Origin of the sequence: Agrobacterium sp. P15N1-A (genome assembly GCF_044626815.1) — a bacterium.
Taxonomy (GTDB): Bacteria; Pseudomonadota; Alphaproteobacteria; order Rhizobiales; family Rhizobiaceae; genus Agrobacterium; species Agrobacterium leguminum.
This window is the reverse complement of sequence record NZ_JBIUPF010000010.1, coordinates 74,594-91,468: the sequence shown is the minus strand read 5'-3', so window position 1 is coordinate 91,468 and position 16,875 is coordinate 74,594. Positions and strand designations below refer to the sequence as shown.

Sequence of the window (16,875 nt, the reverse complement as noted above, 5' to 3'; positions counted from 1 at the left end):
AACCATTTTTGAAACTGCCTGCAGATTGTGCGGGACGCGTGTGTGCGTCTGCGCAGATCCAATGGCGATCAATTTTGACCCGAGGACGCGATCCAGACATCCGTCCCGACGAGATCGAACATCATGAACAAGACTACCTTTTCTGCGGGAGCGATGCTCCTCGCCGGCGTGCTGATCATCGGCTCTGCCACCGTAACCCTTGCAGCCTCGCAGGACTACGAATTCCAGCCCGTCTCGACCGATGTGAAACAAGGCCAGGGATCGCTCGTGTCCGTCCGCCTGGTTGACAAACGCACCGGCAAGCCGGTTCCCGATGCCGTCATCTTCACCACCCGCATGGACATGGCTCCCGAGGGCATGGAGATGATGACCACTCCGGTCGAGGCTGCCTCTTCGACGGAGCCCGGCGTCTATGCCTTCAAGACCAACTTCACCATGGCGGGCGGCTGGCGCTTCAAGCTAGCCGCCAAGGTCCAGGGCGAGCCTGACACCGTACAGGGTGAACTCGTCCTGAAGGCAGCCCCTTGAACACGCCATCGCGTGTGGCAGCCACGCTCTCCCTCGCCGTATTGCTCGGCGGGGGAGGCTATTGGGCTGGCACGAACGATCTTGGCGAGCGGCTCGGGCTTGATGTCGGCAAGCCGGCTCTTGCCACGCCCGACGTTCCGATGAGCGCGCCGTCCGGCGCGGTCATCTACTACCGCAATCCCGACGGACTGCCCCAGTTCTCCGCATCGCCGAAGAATACCGACGATGGCCGGCCTTTCCTCGCCGTGAGGGAAAGCGAGGACGTCAGCTTCAGCGACATCGCCGCGAAACCAAGCAAAACGGCGGAGGCAGCCGAAACCGGCGCGAAGCCGGCGGAGCGCAAGGTCCTCTACTATCGAAACCCGATGGGCCTGCCCGACACGTCCAAGGTGCCGAAGAAGGACTCGATGGGCATGGACTACATTCCTGTGTTCGACGGCGACCAGGGTGACGCCTCGACGGTGAAGGTCTCGCTCGGCAAGCTGCAGCGCACAGGTGTGAAGACCGCGACCGCCGAGAAGGTCAGCATCAGTCGCAAAATAAGGGTGCCGGGAACCGTCACCCTGGACGAGCGGCTCGTCAGCATCATCTCGATGCGGACGGATTCCTTCGTCGACGATGTCGCCGGCGTCACGACGGGAGGCCACATCCGCAAAGGCGAGAAGCTCTTCCGCTTCTATTCGAGAGAGATCGCGACCGCCGCGTCCGAATATGCCGCCGGCAGGGGCGATATGCGTAGCAGCGGGGACGCCGGTTCGGCGCTGCGGCTGAAGAACCTCGGCGTCCCGCAGGAGGTCATCGACACCATTGCGAACACCCGTCAGGTGCCGACTAGCATCACCTATGTCGCCCCGCGGGACGGTATCGTCCTCGAACGCATGGCGACAACAGGCATGATGGCGAAGCCCGGAGACGTGCTGTTCCGCATTGCAGATATCTCCAAGGTATGGGTGCTGGCCGACGTACCGGAATACGATCTCGCCTCCGTCCGGAATGGGGCAGAGGTCAATGTGACCGTGCGCAGTCTTCCGGGCAAAACGTTCAAAGGGGTGGTCGATCTGATCTATCCGCAGGTCGACATGCAGACGCGGACGACGAAGGTCCGTATCGAGCTTCCCAACCCGGACGGCGAATTGCTGTCGAATATGTATACCGAGATCGAGATCGAAGCGGGCGCGCCCAAGCCCGTCGTCGCTGTACCGAACAGCGCCGTCATCGATACCGGTGACCGCCAGGTGGTCTTCATCGACAAGGGCGATGGAAAATTCGAACCGAAAGACGTCAAGCTGGGCGTGCGTGGCGAGGACCAGACGGAGATCGCCAAGGGCGTGGCAGCCGGTGACAAGGTGGTGGTTGCTGCCAACTTCCTGCTTGATGCGGAAAGCAATCTCAATTCCGCGCTCAGCGCCATGACCGAGGAGGCCAAGCCATGATCTCCCGCATCATCTCCTGGTCCGCCCACAATCTGATCCTGATCTTCGTCGGGGCGGCACTTGCCGTCGCGGGCGGTGTCTATGCTCTGCGGTCTCTGCCGCTCGATGCCATCCCCGATCTCTCCGACATCCAGGTCATCGTCTACACCGAATATCCCGGCCAAGCCCCCCAAGTGGTCGAGGACCAAGTCACCTATCCGCTGACGACGTCGATGTTGACGGTACCGAAGTCGAAGGTTGTTCGCGGCTTCTCTTTCTTCGGAGTCTCCTTCGTCTATGTGATCTTCGACGATGGCACCGATCCCTATTGGGCGCGAAGCCGCGTGCTTGAATATCTGAACGCCGCGCAAAGCCGTCTGCCACAAGGCATCACGCCGACACTCGGCCCTGACGCGACGGGCGTGGGCTGGGTCTATCAATATGCGGTTGTTGCCAAGCAATTGTCGCTCGCCGAACTGCGCTCGCTGCAGGACTGGGTGATCCGCTTTGCCGTCTCTAAGTCAGAAGGCGTGTCCGAAGTTGCGAGCGTCGGCGGCTTCGTCAAGCAGTATTCTGTTGTCGTCGATCCGGCCCGGCTGAAGGCACAGGGCGTCACACTCAACGACGTGGCCAATGCCGTGCGCGCCAGCAACACCGACGTCGGTGGCCGCACCGTCGAACTGTCGGAGTTCGAGTTCATGGTGCGCGGGCGCGGCTATCTCAGGGGCATTCCGGACATCGAGAGCATCGTCCTGAAGAGCCAGAACGGCGTGCCACTTAAGCTGAGCGACGTCGCCAGGGTCGAACTTGTTCCCGACGAGCGACGCGGCATCACCGAACTGAACGGCGAAGGCGAGGTCGCGAGCGGCATCGTGCTGCAGCGGTTCGGAGCCAATGCCCTCACCGTGATCGACAACGCCAAGAAGAGCCTCGATTCGATAAAGAGCAGTCTTCCGGCAGGTACCGAGATCGTCCCCGTTTACGATCGCTCGACGCTGATCGAGGCAGCGATCGAGACCCTGAAGGGCACGCTGGTCGAGGAATCCATCGTCGTCGCCCTAGTGACGATCGCCTTTCTGCTGCATGTCCGCAGTGCACTCGTGGCGATTATCATGCTGCCCGTCGGTATCCTGATGGCCTTCATCGCCATGAAGCTGTTGGGCATTGGCGCAAACATCATGAGCCTCGGCGGTATTGCGATTGCCATCGGCGCTATGATCGACGCGGCGATCGTCATGATCGAGAACGCACACAAGCATCTGGAACGGGCGCCGCCGGACAAGCCAAGGATCGAAATCTTGGTGGAGGCGGCGAGCGAAGTCGGCCCGGCGCTGTTCTTCAGCTTGCTGATCATCACCGTGTCGTTCCTGCCGATCTTCACGCTGGAATCGCAGGAAGGACGGCTGTTCGGCCCGCTCGCCTTCACCAAGACCTTCTCGATGGCGGCCGCCGCGCTGCTGTCGGTGACGCTGGTGCCGGCGCTGATGATCCTCTTCGTTCGCGGCTACATCGTCCCCGAGCACAAGAACCCGCTGAACCGGTTCCTCATCTGGATCTATCGTCCCGTCATCTCGGGCGTGCTGCGGGTAAAGACGCTGACCATCCTGGCGGCCCTCGTCGTCCTCGGGGTTAGCGTCTGGCCCGTCCAGCATATCGGCAGCGAGTTCATGCCCAATCTCGATGAGGGCACGCTGATGTATATGCCGACGACTTTGCCCGGCATCTCTGTCACCAAGGCGGCCGAGCTGATGCAGACGCAGGACCGGATCATCAAGTCCTTCCCGGAGGTACAAAGCGTCTTCGGCAAGGCCGGCCGGGCGCTGACCGCGACCGACCCGGCTCCGACCGAGATGTTCGAGACGATTATCACCCTGAAGCCGAAGTCCGAGTGGCGACCGGGGGTCACCACCGACAGCCTGAAGCAGGAGATGGATGCAGCGCTACAGTTTCCTGGCGTCTCCAACGCCTGGACCATGCCGATCCGCGCGCGCATCGACATGCTGTCAACCGGGATCCGCACTCCCGTCGGGGTCAAGGTCTATGGCACCGATCTCGGCGAGATGGAGAAGATCGCCCGCCAGATCGAGACCGTGCTGAAGACGATCCCCGGCACATCGAGCGCCTATGCTGAGCGTGTGATCGGCGGCTATTATCTCGACATCGTTCCCAATCGTGGAGCGCTTGGGCGATACGGCCTGACCATCAACGATGTTCAGGATGTCGTCGGCATGGCGCTGGGTTCCGAGGTCGTAACACAGACAGTCGAAGGCCGGGAACGCTATGGCGTGGCCGTGAGATATCCACGGGCGTCGCGAAGCGATCCGCAATCTATCGCGAGGGATGTGCAGATATCTTTGCCGGGCGGCGGAACCGTTCCGCTCGGCGAGGTGGCGGATGTCAAGCTGACCCGCGGGGCGACGACCATCCGCACGGAGAACGGCCAGCTCGCCGTCTACATCTATGTCGACATCGCCAACCGAGATCTCGGCGGCTACGTCGCCGAAGCCCAACAGGCGGTGGCAAAGAGCGTCCAGATGCCGCCAGGCTATTCCGTCGCCTGGAGCGGCCAATTCGAATATCTCGAACGGGCCGAGGCGCGGCTTGCCGTCGTCGTTCCGCTGACGCTGGCGCTGATCTTCCTGCTGCTCTATCTGAACTTCAAGGCGCTGACCGAGACTGTCATCGTCATGCTGTCCCTGCCATTTGCGCTGGTCGGCGGCATCTGGCTGATGTGGTGGATGGGCTTCAACGCCTCGGTCGCGGTCGCCGTTGGCTTCATCGCCCTGGCGGGCGTCGCGGCGGAGACCGGGGTGATCATGCTGATCTACCTCGACCACGCGATGAAGGAGCAGCGGGAGACCTGCGAGAAGGAAGCCCGTGCCTTCTCGAGACTGGACCTCAACAGGGCGATCATGGTCGGTGCGGTGGAGCGCGTCCGGCCGAAGATGATGACGGTCGTCGCCATCATGGCGGGTCTCGTTCCGATCCTCTGGCGGACGGGCACGGGCTCGGAGATCATGCAGCGCATCGCCGTGCCGATGATCGGCGGCATGGTGTCGTCGACGCTGCTGACTCTGATCGTTATTCCGGCAGTCTACGGGTTGGTCAAGGGTTGGCGACTGCCGGCCGTGTCTGAAAGTGTTGCTGCAGAGAGCGACGATCAATCGCGGCAACTGCAGGCCGCCGAATAAACTAAGGACAGGGCCTGCAAAAGGCCCCTCCTCCATTTTGGCAGAAAGGGAAAAACAGATGAACAGGCGAGCTTTTCTAAGTGCTGCAGTCGCATCCGCCGCCGTCATGATCGGCGGGACGGCAAAGGCGGCCGTTGGAGTCACCGTCTATAAGGACCCGAACTGTGGCTGCTGCCATGCCTGGGCGGATGCGTTGGAGAAGGCCGGCTTCTCGGTCACTGTCGAGGACGTCACCGATCTGTCGGCGATCAAAGCGAAATACAAAGTGCCCCACGCCATGCAGGGCTGCCATACCGGTGTCGTCGACGGAAAATATCTGGAAGGACACGTCCCGCTCGACGCGCTGCAACGGATGCTCCGCGACAAGCCTGATATCGACGGGTTGGCGGTGCCCGGAATGCCGTCCGGATCGCTCGGTATGGGCGACGATCCGCAGGCATCTTATGACGTGTTCGCAATCCCGAAGGGTGCCGGAACGCCGTATATCTATCAGTCGGTTCGCCCGAAGAAGACCTAGTGTCTGGCTTCAGACAAAGCTCAAGCGCAGCATGCTGAGCCAGCGCGGGGACCGCAACATGTCGTCGTGGCGGTGGCCTGCTCCGCCAGCCAACGATCACGCGGCTTGCAGCTCGCAGGCCGCGGCGAAAGTTCGACATGGACGGCGCCGGCGCGAAGCGTCGGCATCGAAGCGCAATACAGTTGCATCGGCTGGACGCCATCGCTGACTTCGAAGGTCAGCTTGGCGGCGTCATCGAGCTTAACATGTTCCGTCACCTTCCGGATGATCGCATGGAACTTGCCCGCCGCCATATGAGTGCGGTCGCCTTCTTCGATGTCCCAGAGCTGGATGAAGATCTCGCTCCAGGCTTCCGGATTGGCGCCGCAGTCCAGCGCCGAGAACTGCCCGGCCTTGACTTCGGTGACATGGTAGCCGGGCTTCACAGGCTCCCCGCCATAATAGAAAACCAGGGGAGAATCTTTGGCGGCTGCGAGCACGCCCATCAGTTCGCCGAGGGTAATATCGTCCTTCTGCATTTTGCTGTTGTCGATCGCGTTCATTTGCGGTAATCCTCGTTTCAATCATTCAAGGATTGTTGAAATATGGATCAACGTCAAGCCCTCATCGCATTCGGCGCATTGTCGCAGGAAACGCGACTACACATCATCCGCATGCTCGTGGTCGCCGGTCCCGACGGTATGGCGGCCGGTGCGTTGGCCGAGAAAGTCGAAGTCTCGCCATCGAACATCTCCTTTCATCTGAAGGAACTCGAGCATTCCGGGCTGGTCGCCGCACAACGACAATCCCGCTCGATCATCTACACCGCGAACTATGAAGCTCTGGGCGGACTGGTGCGCTTCCTGATGGAGGACTGCTGCTCAGGACATCCCGAAATCTGCGCGCCGGCCGCCGAGGTCGCCGCCTGCTGCGCTCCAACGGCCAAGGAGAACCTGCAATGACTGCCGACCGCGTTTATAATGTGCTCTTTCTCTGCACGGGCAATTCCGCACGCTCGATCCTGGCGGAATCCATCCTCAATGCCGAGGGAAAAGGCCGCTTTCGCGCCTTCTCGGCCGGCAGCCACCCGAAGGGACAGGTCCATCCCTGGGCGCTGAAAACGTTGGACGCGCTTGGCTATCCTGCGACCGGGTTCAGCTCGAAAAGCTGGGACGTCTTCGCCGAGGCCGGCGCTCCGCAGATGGACTTCATCTTTACCGTCTGTGACAACGCGGCCGGCGAAGCCTGCCCGGTCTGGCTTGGCCATCCGATGACCGCCCATTGGGGTGTCGAGGATCCGGCTGCGGTAGAGGGCTCCGATATCGAGAAGGGCCGAGCCTTCGCCCAGGCGGCGCGCTACCTAAAGAACCGCATTACCCTCTTCATCAACTTGCCGATCGCCTCGATCGACAAGCTGGCACTCGAAACTCAACTGCGTCAGATCGGAGCGACCGAAGGCGCCACGTCGCTGGCGCTCCTTCCGATCACGGGCCATGAAGACGAGCTCCGCAGCGCACTCGTGGCGGCTGATCTTCCGACGCATGATCTCGACGAGGACGGCCGGACATTCTTCAGGATTGCCCGTGGCGTCGATACGGTGGGCTACGGTGGATATGAGCTGCATGGCGACAACGCGCTGCTGCGATCGGTGGTGATCACGCCTGCCAACCGTCACAAAGGGCTTGGTCGTCGGGCTACCGACCTCCTGCTGCGACGCGCTTATGCTGACGGTGCACGTACCGGCTATCTGCTGACGACGACCGCTGCTCCCTTCTTTGAAACCCTTGGCTTCAAGCCGATCGACCGTGCGGCGGCCCCGGCGGCGATCCTTCAGACCCGCCAGGCGACCAGCCTTTGTCCCGCGTCAGCAGCGCTGCTCGCCAAGCCATTGCAGGGATAACAACGATGTCCACATTTGAACGCTATCTCACGGTGTGGGTGTTTTTGTGCATCCTTGCCGGCATCGCCCTCGGCCACCTGATGCCGGATGTCTTCCAGGTGATCGGCGCGGCTGAAGTCGCCAAGGTCAACATCCCCGTCGCCGTGCTGATCTGGCTGATGATTATCCCGATGCTGGTCAAGATCGACTTTGCGGCTCTGAGCCAGGTCGGCCGGCATTGGCGCGGTATCGGTGTGACGCTCTTCATCAACTGGGCAGTCAAACCCTTCTCGATGGCCGTGCTCGGCTGGCTGTTCATCGGTTATCTGTTCCGGCCGATGCTGCCGGAGGTGCAGATCGATTCCTATATCGCCGGGTTGATCATCCTTGCCGCGGCACCCTGTACGGCGATGGTGTTCGTCTGGTCGAACCTGACCAGGGGCGAGCCCCTCTTCACGCTTTCGCAGGTCGCGCTGAATGACGCGATCATGGTGGTGGCATTCGCGCCGATCGTCGGCCTGCTGCTTGGTCTTTCCGCCATCACCGTGCCATGGGCGACCCTGGTATTCTCGGTCGTGCTCTACATTATCCTGCCGGTGATTGCCGCCCAGATCCTGCGCCGTAGCCTGCTCGCTTCCGGATCATCGGCATCCCTCGACCGCTTGCTGAAGACCTTGCAGCCGCTCTCCCTGGTGGCGCTCCTCGCTACGCTGGTGCTGCTGTTCGGATTCCAGGGCGAGCAGATCATCGCCCAGCCAACCATCATCGCCTTGCTAGCGGTGCCCATCCTGATTCAGGTCTACTTCAACGCTGGTCTGGCCTATCTGCTCAACCGGATATCGGGCGAGCAACATTGTGTCGCCGGTCCTTCGGCCTTGGTCGGCGCCTCGAACTTCTTCGAACTGGCGGTCGCGGCAGCAATCAGCCTGTTCGGCTTCAACTCGGGCGCCGCCCTTGCGACCGTCGTTGGCGTCCTCATCGAGGTGCCGGTGATGTTGTCGGTCGTCTGGATCGTCAATCGCAGCAAGGGCTGGTACGAGCGCGGCGCGGCCGTGCGAGCAACTTCCCATTCCAAATCCGAAGCCATTGAAAAGGTCTGACCATGGACGCCATCATCTATCACAATCCGGATTGCGGCACGTCGCGCAACACGCTGGCGATGATCCGGAACGCCGGCATTGAACCCACGGTGATCGAGTACCTGAGCAACCCGCCCTCACGCGATCGTCTTATGACGATGATCACCGACGCCGGCCTGACCGTGCGCCAGGCGATCCGTGAAAAGGGCACGCCCTATGCGGAGCTCGGCCTCGACAACCCCGATCTGACGGACGAGCAACTGCTCGATGCAATGCTGAAAGATCCAATCCTGATCAATCGCCCGTTCGTCATCACGCCGCTCGGCACCCGCCTTGCCCGACCTTCCGAAGTCGTGCTCGATATCCTGCCGGAGACGCATAAGGGTGTCTTCACCAAGGAAGACGGCGAGAAGGTGCTCGACGCGGAGGGCAAGCGCGTTGTCTGATCTGCCAGCCGCTTCGCAGGAGCATTTGCGCCAGATCGATCCGGCGGCGCTGCGGCCGCCGTTTTCTACCCATAAGCCCCGCATCCTGATCCTTTACGGATCCCTGCGGGCCGTTTCCTACAGCCGCTTGCTGGCCCACGAAGCCGGCCGCCTGCTGGAGCATTTCGGCTGCGAAGTGCGGGTCTTTGATCCCACCGGCCTGCCGCTACCAGATGCCGAACCGGTGAGCCATCCCAAGGTTCAAGAGTTGCGGGAACTGTCGCAATGGTCAGAAGGCCAGGTTTGGGTTAGCCCCGAGCGCCACGGCGCGATGACCAGCATCATGAAGGCGCAGATCGACTGGATTCCGCTATCGGTGGGATCGGTTCGGCCGACGCAGGGCAAGACGCTTGCCGTCATGCAGGTGTCGGGTGGCTCGCAGTCGTTCAACGCCATAAATCAGCTGCGCGTTCTCGGCCGCTGGATGCGGATGATCACCATTCCAAACCAGTCGTCGGTGGCGAAGGCCTTCCAGGAGTTCGACGCCGACGGACGGATGAAGCCCTCCTCCTATTACGACCGTGTCGTTGATGTCTGCGAGGAACTGGTGAAGTTCACCTGGCTCACCCGCGATGCATCCAGCTACCTCACCGACCGCTACAGCGAGCGGAAGGAAGAGGCTGAAAAACTCGAACAGCGCGTGAGCCTCAAATCCATATGACTGCGACCATTGCCGAACGACCGCCCGTCGCCGCCATCCTCGCCCTCGGTCTGACACAGATCATCGGCTACGGGTCGCTCTACTATAGCTTCAGCATCCTGGCGCCGAGTATGGCGCAGGATTTGAACTGGTCGTCGGAATGGATTTTTGGCGCGCTGTCGGCGGCGCTCCTGATCGGCGGTCTCGCAGCGCCGACCATGGGAAAGTGGATCGACCGCTTCGGCGCCGGCCGCGTGATGACGGCCGGCTCGGCGATCGCCGCCGCGGCACTTGCAGCCTGTGCCCTGTCATCCGGCAAAATTGCCTTTGTCGCCACGTTGATCGCCATCGAGACGGCATCCAATCTGGTGCAGTATGGCGCTGCCTTCGCACTGCTGGTGCAGATCAGGCCGACAGTCGCTCAGCGCAGCATCACCTATCTGACGCTGATCGCCGGCTTTGCCTCGACCATATTCTGGCCGATCACCACGGCGATACACGCGAATATGTCTTGGCAGGGAGTCTACCTGGTCTTTGCGGCGCTCAATCTAGCGGTCTGCCTGCCGATCCACGTCTGGCTGGCGCTCAGCGTCGCCAAGAGCCGAAAGCAGGCCGCGGGACAACGTGCAAAGCATGTCGAACCCAGTCTTCCGCCGTCGATCAGGACAGCCGCCTTCGCCCTGATGGTCACCGGCTTTGCGCTGGAGAGCTTCGTTAACGCGGCGCTTCTCGTCCACATGGTCCCCGTCCTGTCGGGCCTTGGGCTTGGCGCAATGGCGGTGATCGTCGGCACGCTCTTTGGTCCGTCGCAGGTTTTGAGCCGCTTTACCAACATGATCTTCGGGGGCGGACTGTCGCAGTTGACGCTGGCGCTCATCTCCGCCGTGCTGCTCCCGGCGGCGCTGGTCATTCTTATCATCACGGCCCCGTCGGTATCTGGCGCACTGGCGTTCGCGGTGGTCTTCGGTCTCGGCTCGGGCCTCAGCAGCATCGTGCAGGGAACTCTGCCGCTTGCGCTCTTCGGCAGTGAAGGCTACGGCAAACGGCAGGGACAGGTGTTGGCGATCCGCTTGGTCATCTCGTCGACTGCGCCATTCGTGCTGGCGTTCATGATGGAAAATATCGGGGTGCTCTGGTCGCTGACGGTCGCCGCGATCGTCGGCGCCATTGCTGTCGTCGCCTTCATCGCAATTGGCCGCCTAGCGCACCTGCTTGACCGATCGCATCACGCTCTCGGCCGTACTGAGACCTAACCCCATATCCAGGCACAGCTTGAAAAACTCTTCGGGCGCGTCGGCAATATCAAGGCCGTATCTGCGCGTTAGGTCGCGTGCGGCGTTGCCGATCGGGACGATGTCGCTGGAGCTGACCCATTCGGGATTGCCGACCTTCGCCTCGAATGCCTTGATGACGTCGTCGGGTAGCTCCGAACCGAACAGAAAATATCTGAGGTGGACCAGAAAATGGGGATGGGTATAGATATCGGCGCCGGTGCAGCCGTTGCGCTCGAACAGCCCTTTGCGAGAGCCCTTGATACGACCTGATCGGTAATTGGGATCATTCCAGTAGCTCAGCCGAACCTCGGGCACGGCGCGCCGGGCGCTGAGCGACGTCAGGAGAGCAAGGATCGGCTCTCTGTTGCCGAGATAGGCCGCGTGCCCCTCCTCATGGTTGCTATGATGCGAACGCAGGTCGATCTTCGACAGCAGCTCGGTTTCTTCTTCCGTGAGCTTGATATGGTACTTCTCCATGGGCGCCCCTGCTGTGCTCCTCGAATCCCAACCGATATGAAGATGACCGGAAGCAGGAAGCGAAGAAAGGCTCCTGGACGGAAATAACCAGCTATTTGCGGTCGCAGCGAGGGATCGTGGGTTGAAGATGGCCCATGTTCAAACCGCTGCAATGCGCCTGCCGAACGTCATCGATCGGAAGGGACCGCGTCCACGTAACTGTCACTCTCATCCTTGTCCTCGCCGAGACCGTCATCGGCCGCAACCGGCATGTCATCGTCAGGCGCAATGTTTCTGCTGAGCAGCCCGGCATCCTCAAGGGCTTCGACATCAGGCAGATCGCGCAGCGTCTCCATGCCGAATGCCGACAAGAAATGCTGCGTGGTCACGTAGGTATAGGGCGCACCCGGCGTCGGGCTACGTGGTCCCGAGCCGATGAAACCCGCACCACGCAAGTTGCCGATGACATCTCGGCTCACTTCCTTGCCAAAGATTTTCGACAGCTCTCCGCGGGTAATTGGTTGGAAATATCCCACCGCCATCAGCACCATCGCCTCGAACTCGGACAGTGCCGCCGCCCCTCCCCTTGTTGGCGCCGCAGAAGCGCGGATCGTCTCGGCGAACCGCGGCCGGGTCCGATGCTGCCAGCCGCCGGCCACCGACACCAGTTCGTAGGGCCGATCCCGCAATTCCTCGATGAGATCATCAATCAGCAGATCGATGCTGCAATCTTTTCCCACCACCCGCGCCAGTGTCTCGCGGGAGACCGGTTCAGCCGAGGCAAAAATCACCGCCTCGACCCGCAGCATCCATTCCCGCCAGCGCATCTCCCGCGGCAAATCATCGAGTTCCCGATCAAACAGACGTTCGTCTGCGGCGGACGCTTTCCGGCGGGTTTTGGCTGCGCTCGCTCCCGCCATCGTCATAACCCAAAAATCCGGAAGGATGATCGGCCGGACAGTTCGCGCACCGCCTCAAAACTTTCGAGACGATCAAACAGTCGGTTGGCCGCCCAGCGCGACAAATCGCTGCCGGGCGCCGAGGCTGCGACCGCATCCTCGGTCAGCAGTTTACGGATCACCGGGTCGGCGCCTTTGGTGCGGACCTTTGGCGCGACCGCCAGTAGCCGCGCGGCACGGCGATCGATCTCGACGGCGGACCGCAGTGCCGTCTCAACGCCGTCAAACAGCGCCAGGCAGATCGCTTTTGGATAAGCCGGCTCACCCGGCTGAACACGGCCTCTCCCGCCGATCGTGCGGAAGGCCGGGCCATACCGTTCGCGCAGCAGCAGTGGGACGGGTTTCGGCCAATTCAGCTTTTGCGCCAGCACGAACTCGGCCAGGCCAAGCGCCATCACCTCGGCGTCCGGGCGAAGGGTCGTAATCGCCGATATAAGCTCGGCGACCGCGAGGGGTGCCGCGCGCCCGGACTGGATCGCCGTATCGATCATTTCGGCGGTCGAGGCAAGGCTGTCGTCCCACCTCATCCCCAGCAGCTCGGCAAATTCCCTAACGAAGGGTGTGGTGACTGTTCCGGATCGACGCGCCAGCATTCGTGTAGCCGTAAACAGCTTGCCGGCCGGCCCGGGATCATCCCCTGTTGTCGTGAGCAGGATGGCGTCACGCAACGCATGTTCGTCCTCGCTGCGACCGAGCATCCGCGCAGCGACAGCGGCGGATTTGAGGGCAAGGCGATCGCGCCAGCAGCCCAGCCACGGCGGGTCGGAACGGATCAGATCATCCAGGGATTTCAGGGCAATACCGGCGGCAAAGGCGGCGTCGGATTCGCTGATGTCGCCGCTGCGCGGCCGCGCCCAAGCCGGCAGGCGGGTCGACCAGGGCGAGAAGGTTTGCGTGGCAGGCGCGAGCGAATCCATGCGGAAGAGGATAAATTGTGTGCGCGGTTTTGACCAGCAATAATCCGATAAACCGCACAGCTCGTCGGCAAGATAAAACGAACGATAAACTTCCATTATCGTTCATTTCTGTCATTATAGAGAAATGACGCAAATCATCGAGCAAAGCAGCAAAGATCCCGTCGAAGTGAGCTCTGCTCCGCCTCCCAGGACGGCGGCCGACGACGATCTTTTAGAGCCGCAGGTGTCGGCTGAAATATCGAAGCCCAACGCCGGGGTCCCCTCCCCGCTTCCGGACGCGCGTACCGCCTTGCCAGCTCACTTGGAGCAACTTGCCGATCAGGCCCGCGACTATGTCGAAGCGGCCAGCTCGGCGAACACGCGCAAAGCCTATGCCTCCGACTGGAAGCATTTTTCCGGCTGGTGCCGCCGGCAAGGACTGGAGATCCTGCCGCCCGCCCCGCACACTGTCGGCCTCTATATCACCGCCTGCGCCTCCGGCGCGGCAATCACCGGACGTAAGCCGAATTCGGTCACGACGATCGAACGACGGCTGTCTGCCATTACCTGGAACTATGCGCAGCGCGGCACACCACTCGACCGCAAGGACCGTCACATCGCCACGGTACTGGCCGGCATCCGCAACACCCACGCCGCCCCGCCGCGGCAGAAGGAAGCCGTCCTGCCCGAACACCTGATCGCCATGCTGGAGACGCTGCCCCGCGGCACCTTGCGCGGCCTGCGTGACCGGGCGATGCTGCTGACCGGTTTTGCCGGCGGGCTGCGGCGTTCCGAAATTGTCGGGCTTGATGTCGGTCGTGACCAGACGAAAGATAGCCGCGGCTGGATCGAGATTCTCGACAAGGGCATGGTGGTCACGGTCCGCGGAAAACGGGGCTGGCGCGAAGTGGAAATTGGACGCGGTTCCTCCGACGCCACCTGCCCTGTCGTTGCGCTGCAGACCTGGCTGAACCTTGCAAGGATTGCGCACGGCCCTCTCTTCCGGCGGGTCACCGGTCAAGGCAAGGACGTCGGCCCCGACCGCCTGCTCGATCAGGAAGTGGCACGCCTCGTCAAGAAGGCGGCCTCGGCTGCCGGCGTGCGGCCCGACCTTACCGAGACAGAGCGGGCGGAAAAGTTCTCAGGCCACTCGCTGCGTGCCGGCCTTGCCTCCTCCGCCGAAGTCGATGAGCGTTATGTTCAAAAGCAGCTTGGCCATGCCAGCGCCGAAATGACCCGTAAATACCAGCGCCGACGCGACCGCTTTCGCGTCAATCTCACAAAAGCGTCGGGCCTTTGAGCTGCCCCTCCCCTGCCTGACGTCGGCGAAGACCCTCGCGCTTAAGGCTTTCTCCAATCCGCCGGCCCGCACACGCGGTCAACTGTACGCCGGGGGCTGGCCAACTGGTCCGCGCAGACTCGATGGTGCCTTTGCCTCCCCTGCGATCAGGAACTACGCAACGCGACAGTCATAGGCTCGCCTTGCGGGAAGCTGACAACCTGCTTTGGTAAAGGCCAGTCCGCTATAGTTTCTGGCTCGCCCTCCTCGTCAACATCGGCGCTCTTGAGGCGCGACGCGAGCTGGTCGAGCGTTGTCCGCGCCTGCTGTGACCATTCGCTTGAAACGCGGGAAAGGTTCTCTGATAGACCCCAATAATCCCACGGTTTCAATTCCAGCTTGCGCAAGGCTGCGACTTCTCGAAACAGGCTTCCCGCGACGAACCAGTCTCCGCCAAGACCGAGGCTCGACACGCCAAATCGCGAAGCGATCTCCGGCTCGTCTTTGATCCGAAACCAGGCTTCACTCGCCGTTAGAAACCGCTCACCCGGCACATCCAATGCATTGAAGGATGTACCCTCAATAGCCGCAAACTCCACATCGAGCCGCTTCCAACATTCGCCATCATGCCATTCGCAAAGCCAATGATCCTCCCAACGGCCAGGCACCAGATAGTCGGCAAATCCGACGCGAAGCCGAGCCGGGGTACCGCGCTCGCGAAATCTACTGACAGCCAGTATCGCAAAATCCCGGCATAGGCCGCCAACCTTGGGCGACGCGGCATCGCCTTCGAGCAAATTGCGTTTGACGGCGACAGACAGAATCTCGGCCACGGAACGAAGCTCTAGATCGGCAGCCTGTTCAGATGCGAAGCCGTATTTTTGGGATTCGGGCCCGCGAGGGTGCTGCATGAATGAGCCAATCCACCGGGCAACGAACTCCGGCTCGCTGGTACCGCGCATCAAGATTTCACGATACGGGCCGGGTTCCGAATAGATGCTTTGGGAAGCATAGAAGGTTTTGCGCATTGTCGTCTCTCTCCGGTTGAGGATTGAGACACGACAAGGAGGGCAAATTTTCAAAAATTGTCAAGCGGACCTTGTCGCAACGATCCCATAATCTCTGCATCGAACTCGGATCATGGCTGTCGGGTCAGCGAGGTACCGGCCGGCTCCCATCCGAACCTGGAAAGGATGTCCTCCTATTGGCAGCCCGGGCTTACCAAAACAATCAGGGGCTGTCAGCACGATATTGCAGATTTTTCTGGAGGACTACCGCGATAGCCCGAGCCACGACAGCGCAGGGTGCTGACCTGGCATGACGTGTTCGACGATGCCGGGAACGATATTCAATCCCAAGTCACCGTTCATGAATGCTACTAAGGCTGCACGCTTTGCAGGCGTTGCCAACACGAAAGCAGTCATGCCTGGATTGGCGCCCCAGTGGAAGAATGTCTTCACGTCCGGTTCCAAGCCCCAACCTAAGCCCCAGTACACTCCGGTCTCCGTATCCGGCGGGATGCTCTCCAACGCTTCGAAACGCCTCTTTGGTGTCGGAAGCTGTGGCTCCATCCATAGATGAGCCGCCCTCTCCGACAACAACGCCCCGTCCATCGCTGCAACGACGAACCTTCCATAGTCTCCGGCTGTCGTGTGGAGGGAGAAGGCCGCGTTCGCCCGGTCCGGTTTGAACTTGTCCTCAATGTTTCCCTCGCGATCGTGGCCGAAGGCGACATTGTCATTGAAGCTGTCTCGCCAGACGAAACTTGAGCTTCTCATCCCAAGCGGCTGGAAAACACGCCTTTGAACGATGACGTCGAGTGTATCGCCAGCCAGGCGTTCGAGGGCCGACTGGAGATATACTAATCCCTCACCGGAATAGCTGAACCGAGAGCCGGGAGGGAAATAGGTTCGCAGAGGAACATCGTGGCGACGCCAGTTTGGCAGTCCCGTCGTATGGGAGAGGACATGCCGCGCTGTGATGGTTGCCGAGGCGGGATCGTGAGGCACCAGTGGGCCAACAAGTCGGGATAGCGGCTCATCCAGATCAAGCTTGCCATCATCCGCGAGTTGGAGTGCAACGTGTGCGACGACCGGTTTGCTTAGGGACGCGGCTTCGAAAACGGTGGCGCTGCCAACTGGCGCACCCGTCGCTATATCGCGAACCCCAAAGGCGCGAATGTCCTCTGATCCGCCTTCGGCAATGAAAATCGACAGGCCCGGCACGCCGGCGGACTTCATCAACTCTGAAATGTAAGTGTCGAGATTTTTCTTCTCTGGTCTCAAGCTGCCCATACTCCTT

The 16,875-nt window shown here is 61.4% G+C and carries 17 protein-coding genes and 1 pseudogene; 12 read left to right on the top strand and 6 right to left on the bottom strand.

Translation table 11 applies throughout. The features are described 5' to 3' along the window. The first annotated feature begins 123 nt into the window (after nt 1-123). Genes ACIK7D_RS25805 through ACIK7D_RS25790 form a run of 4 tightly spaced genes read left to right on the top strand, consistent with a single transcriptional unit; the run spans nt 124 to nt 5,648 of the window. The gene (locus ACIK7D_RS25805) at nt 124-528 is read left to right on the top strand and encodes a FixH family protein (RefSeq protein ID WP_400157895.1); all 405 of its coding nucleotides are present in this window, start codon (nt 124-126) and stop codon (nt 526-528) included. Further along, entirely contained in the window at nt 525-1,961 is a 1,437-nt protein-coding gene (locus ACIK7D_RS25800) for an efflux RND transporter periplasmic adaptor subunit (RefSeq protein ID WP_400157894.1), read from the top strand. Before ACIK7D_RS25805 ends, ACIK7D_RS25800 begins: the two co-directional genes overlap by 4 nt. Further along, the gene (locus ACIK7D_RS25795; protein WP_400157893.1) at nt 1,958-5,131 is read left to right on the top strand and encodes an efflux RND transporter permease subunit; all 3,174 of its coding nucleotides are present in this window, start codon (nt 1,958-1,960) and stop codon (nt 5,129-5,131) included. The genes ACIK7D_RS25800 and ACIK7D_RS25795 overlap by 4 nt, the downstream gene beginning before the upstream one ends. A 58-nt stretch (nt 5,132-5,189) precedes the next feature. Further along, nucleotides 5,190-5,648: a DUF411 domain-containing protein gene (locus tag ACIK7D_RS25790; RefSeq protein ID WP_400157892.1), complete on the top strand. Its 459-nt coding sequence runs from the start codon at nt 5,190-5,192 to the stop codon at nt 5,646-5,648. Nucleotides 5,649-5,668: 20 nt separating this feature from the next. Here the strand turns inward: ACIK7D_RS25790 and ACIK7D_RS25785 are convergent, their stop codons facing one another. Then, entirely contained in the window at nt 5,669-6,190 is a 522-nt protein-coding gene (locus tag ACIK7D_RS25785) for a DUF6428 family protein (RefSeq protein WP_400157891.1), read from the bottom strand. A 42-nt stretch (nt 6,191-6,232) separates the two neighbouring features. On the opposite strand from ACIK7D_RS25785, the gene ACIK7D_RS25780 reads away from it, so the two are divergent. The 7 genes and pseudogenes from ACIK7D_RS25780 to arsK all read left to right on the top strand — a co-directional run bounded on the left by ACIK7D_RS25780 (nt 6,233) and on the right by arsK (nt 10,963). Beyond that, a complete protein-coding gene (locus tag ACIK7D_RS25780; protein WP_400157890.1) occupies nt 6,233-6,589 on the top strand; it encodes an ArsR/SmtB family transcription factor in 357 nt (118 codons plus the stop codon). Next, a pseudogene (locus ACIK7D_RS25775) lies at nt 6,586-7,095 on the top strand (arsenate reductase ArsC); the annotation flags it as partial. The gene ACIK7D_RS25780 and the pseudogene ACIK7D_RS25775, both read left to right, overlap by 4 nt. After that, complete coding sequence (gene arsN2 / locus ACIK7D_RS25770) at nt 7,069-7,527, top strand: arsenic resistance N-acetyltransferase ArsN2 (protein WP_400157975.1); 459 nt, start codon at nt 7,069-7,071, stop codon at nt 7,525-7,527. The pseudogene ACIK7D_RS25775 and the gene arsN2, both read left to right, overlap by 27 nt. A 5-nt stretch (nt 7,528-7,532) precedes the next feature. Then, a complete protein-coding gene (arsB, locus tag ACIK7D_RS25765; protein ID WP_400157889.1) occupies nt 7,533-8,606 on the top strand; it encodes an ACR3 family arsenite efflux transporter in 1,074 nt (357 codons plus the stop codon). Further along, entirely contained in the window at nt 8,603-9,031 is a 429-nt protein-coding gene (gene arsC, locus ACIK7D_RS25760) for an arsenate reductase (glutaredoxin) (protein ID WP_400157974.1), read from the top strand. Before arsB ends, arsC begins: the two co-directional genes overlap by 4 nt. Then, entirely contained in the window at nt 9,024-9,731 is a 708-nt protein-coding gene (arsH, locus tag ACIK7D_RS25755; RefSeq protein ID WP_400157888.1) for an arsenical resistance protein ArsH, read from the top strand. Before arsC ends, arsH begins: the two co-directional genes overlap by 8 nt. Beyond that, nucleotides 9,728-10,963, top strand: coding sequence for an arsenite efflux MFS transporter ArsK (gene arsK / locus ACIK7D_RS25750; protein WP_400157887.1), 1,236 nt, complete (start codon nt 9,728-9,730; stop codon nt 10,961-10,963). The genes arsH and arsK overlap by 4 nt, the downstream gene beginning before the upstream one ends. Here arsK and ACIK7D_RS25745 read toward each other — a convergent pair. The 3 genes from ACIK7D_RS25745 to ACIK7D_RS25735 form a co-directional block, all read right to left on the bottom strand. After that, nucleotides 10,910-11,461 (bottom strand): hypothetical protein, encoded by a 552-nt coding sequence (locus tag ACIK7D_RS25745; RefSeq protein WP_400157886.1) that lies wholly within the window; start codon nt 11,459-11,461, stop codon nt 10,910-10,912. The genes arsK and ACIK7D_RS25745 overlap by 54 nt on opposite strands. 167 nt (nt 11,462-11,628) lie before the next feature. Further along, complete coding sequence (locus ACIK7D_RS25740; protein ID WP_400157885.1) at nt 11,629-12,366, bottom strand: SMC-Scp complex subunit ScpB; 738 nt, start codon at nt 12,364-12,366, stop codon at nt 11,629-11,631. Beyond that, nucleotides 12,363-13,316, bottom strand: coding sequence for a DUF1403 family protein (locus tag ACIK7D_RS25735; protein ID WP_400157973.1), 954 nt, complete (start codon nt 13,314-13,316; stop codon nt 12,363-12,365). The genes ACIK7D_RS25740 and ACIK7D_RS25735 overlap by 4 nt, the downstream gene beginning before the upstream one ends. 124 nt (nt 13,317-13,440) lie before the next feature. On the opposite strand from ACIK7D_RS25735, the gene ACIK7D_RS25730 reads away from it, so the two are divergent. Next, the gene (locus ACIK7D_RS25730; RefSeq protein ID WP_400157884.1) at nt 13,441-14,595 is read left to right on the top strand and encodes a tyrosine-type recombinase/integrase; all 1,155 of its coding nucleotides are present in this window, start codon (nt 13,441-13,443) and stop codon (nt 14,593-14,595) included. A gap of 146 nt (nt 14,596-14,741) precedes the next feature. Here ACIK7D_RS25730 and ACIK7D_RS25725 read toward each other — a convergent pair whose 3' ends face one another. Further along, nucleotides 14,742-15,602 carry a transglutaminase domain-containing protein gene (locus tag ACIK7D_RS25725; RefSeq protein ID WP_400157883.1) on the bottom strand — a complete coding sequence of 287 codons (861 nt, stop codon included), beginning with the start codon at nt 15,600-15,602 and terminating at the stop codon, nt 14,742-14,744. 243 nt (nt 15,603-15,845) lie between these two features. Continuing rightward, on the bottom strand, nt 15,846-16,859 hold the full coding sequence (locus ACIK7D_RS25720) for a serine hydrolase domain-containing protein (protein ID WP_400157882.1): 1,014 nt from the start codon (nt 16,857-16,859) through the stop codon (nt 15,846-15,848). Between the last annotated feature and the right edge of the window lie 16 nt (nt 16,860-16,875).

Coding starts and splice junctions, on each gene's coding strand:
- ACIK7D_RS25795 (WP_400157893.1), top strand. CDS start 1,958: ATGATCTCCCGCATCATCTCCTGGTCCGCCCACAATCTGATCCTGATC.
- ACIK7D_RS25730 (WP_400157884.1), top strand. CDS start 13,441: ATGACGCAAATCATCGAGCAAAGCAGCAAAGATCCCGTCGAAGTGAGC.
- ACIK7D_RS25780 (WP_400157890.1), top strand. CDS start 6,233: ATGGATCAACGTCAAGCCCTCATCGCATTCGGCGCATTGTCGCAGGAA.
- arsB (WP_400157889.1), top strand. CDS start 7,533: ATGTCCACATTTGAACGCTATCTCACGGTGTGGGTGTTTTTGTGCATC.
- ACIK7D_RS25725 (WP_400157883.1), bottom strand. CDS start 15,602: ATGCGCAAAACCTTCTATGCTTCCCAAAGCATCTATTCGGAACCCGGC.
- ACIK7D_RS25740 (WP_400157885.1), bottom strand. CDS start 12,366: ATGACGATGGCGGGAGCGAGCGCAGCCAAAACCCGCCGGAAAGCGTCC.
- ACIK7D_RS25785 (WP_400157891.1), bottom strand. CDS start 6,190: ATGAACGCGATCGACAACAGCAAAATGCAGAAGGACGATATTACCCTC.
- ACIK7D_RS25735 (WP_400157973.1), bottom strand. CDS start 13,316: ATGGATTCGCTCGCGCCTGCCACGCAAACCTTCTCGCCCTGGTCGACC.
- ACIK7D_RS25790 (WP_400157892.1), top strand. CDS start 5,190: ATGAACAGGCGAGCTTTTCTAAGTGCTGCAGTCGCATCCGCCGCCGTC.
- arsK (WP_400157887.1), top strand. CDS start 9,728: ATGACTGCGACCATTGCCGAACGACCGCCCGTCGCCGCCATCCTCGCC.
- ACIK7D_RS25805 (WP_400157895.1), top strand. CDS start 124: ATGAACAAGACTACCTTTTCTGCGGGAGCGATGCTCCTCGCCGGCGTG.
- ACIK7D_RS25745 (WP_400157886.1), bottom strand. CDS start 11,461: ATGGAGAAGTACCATATCAAGCTCACGGAAGAAGAAACCGAGCTGCTG.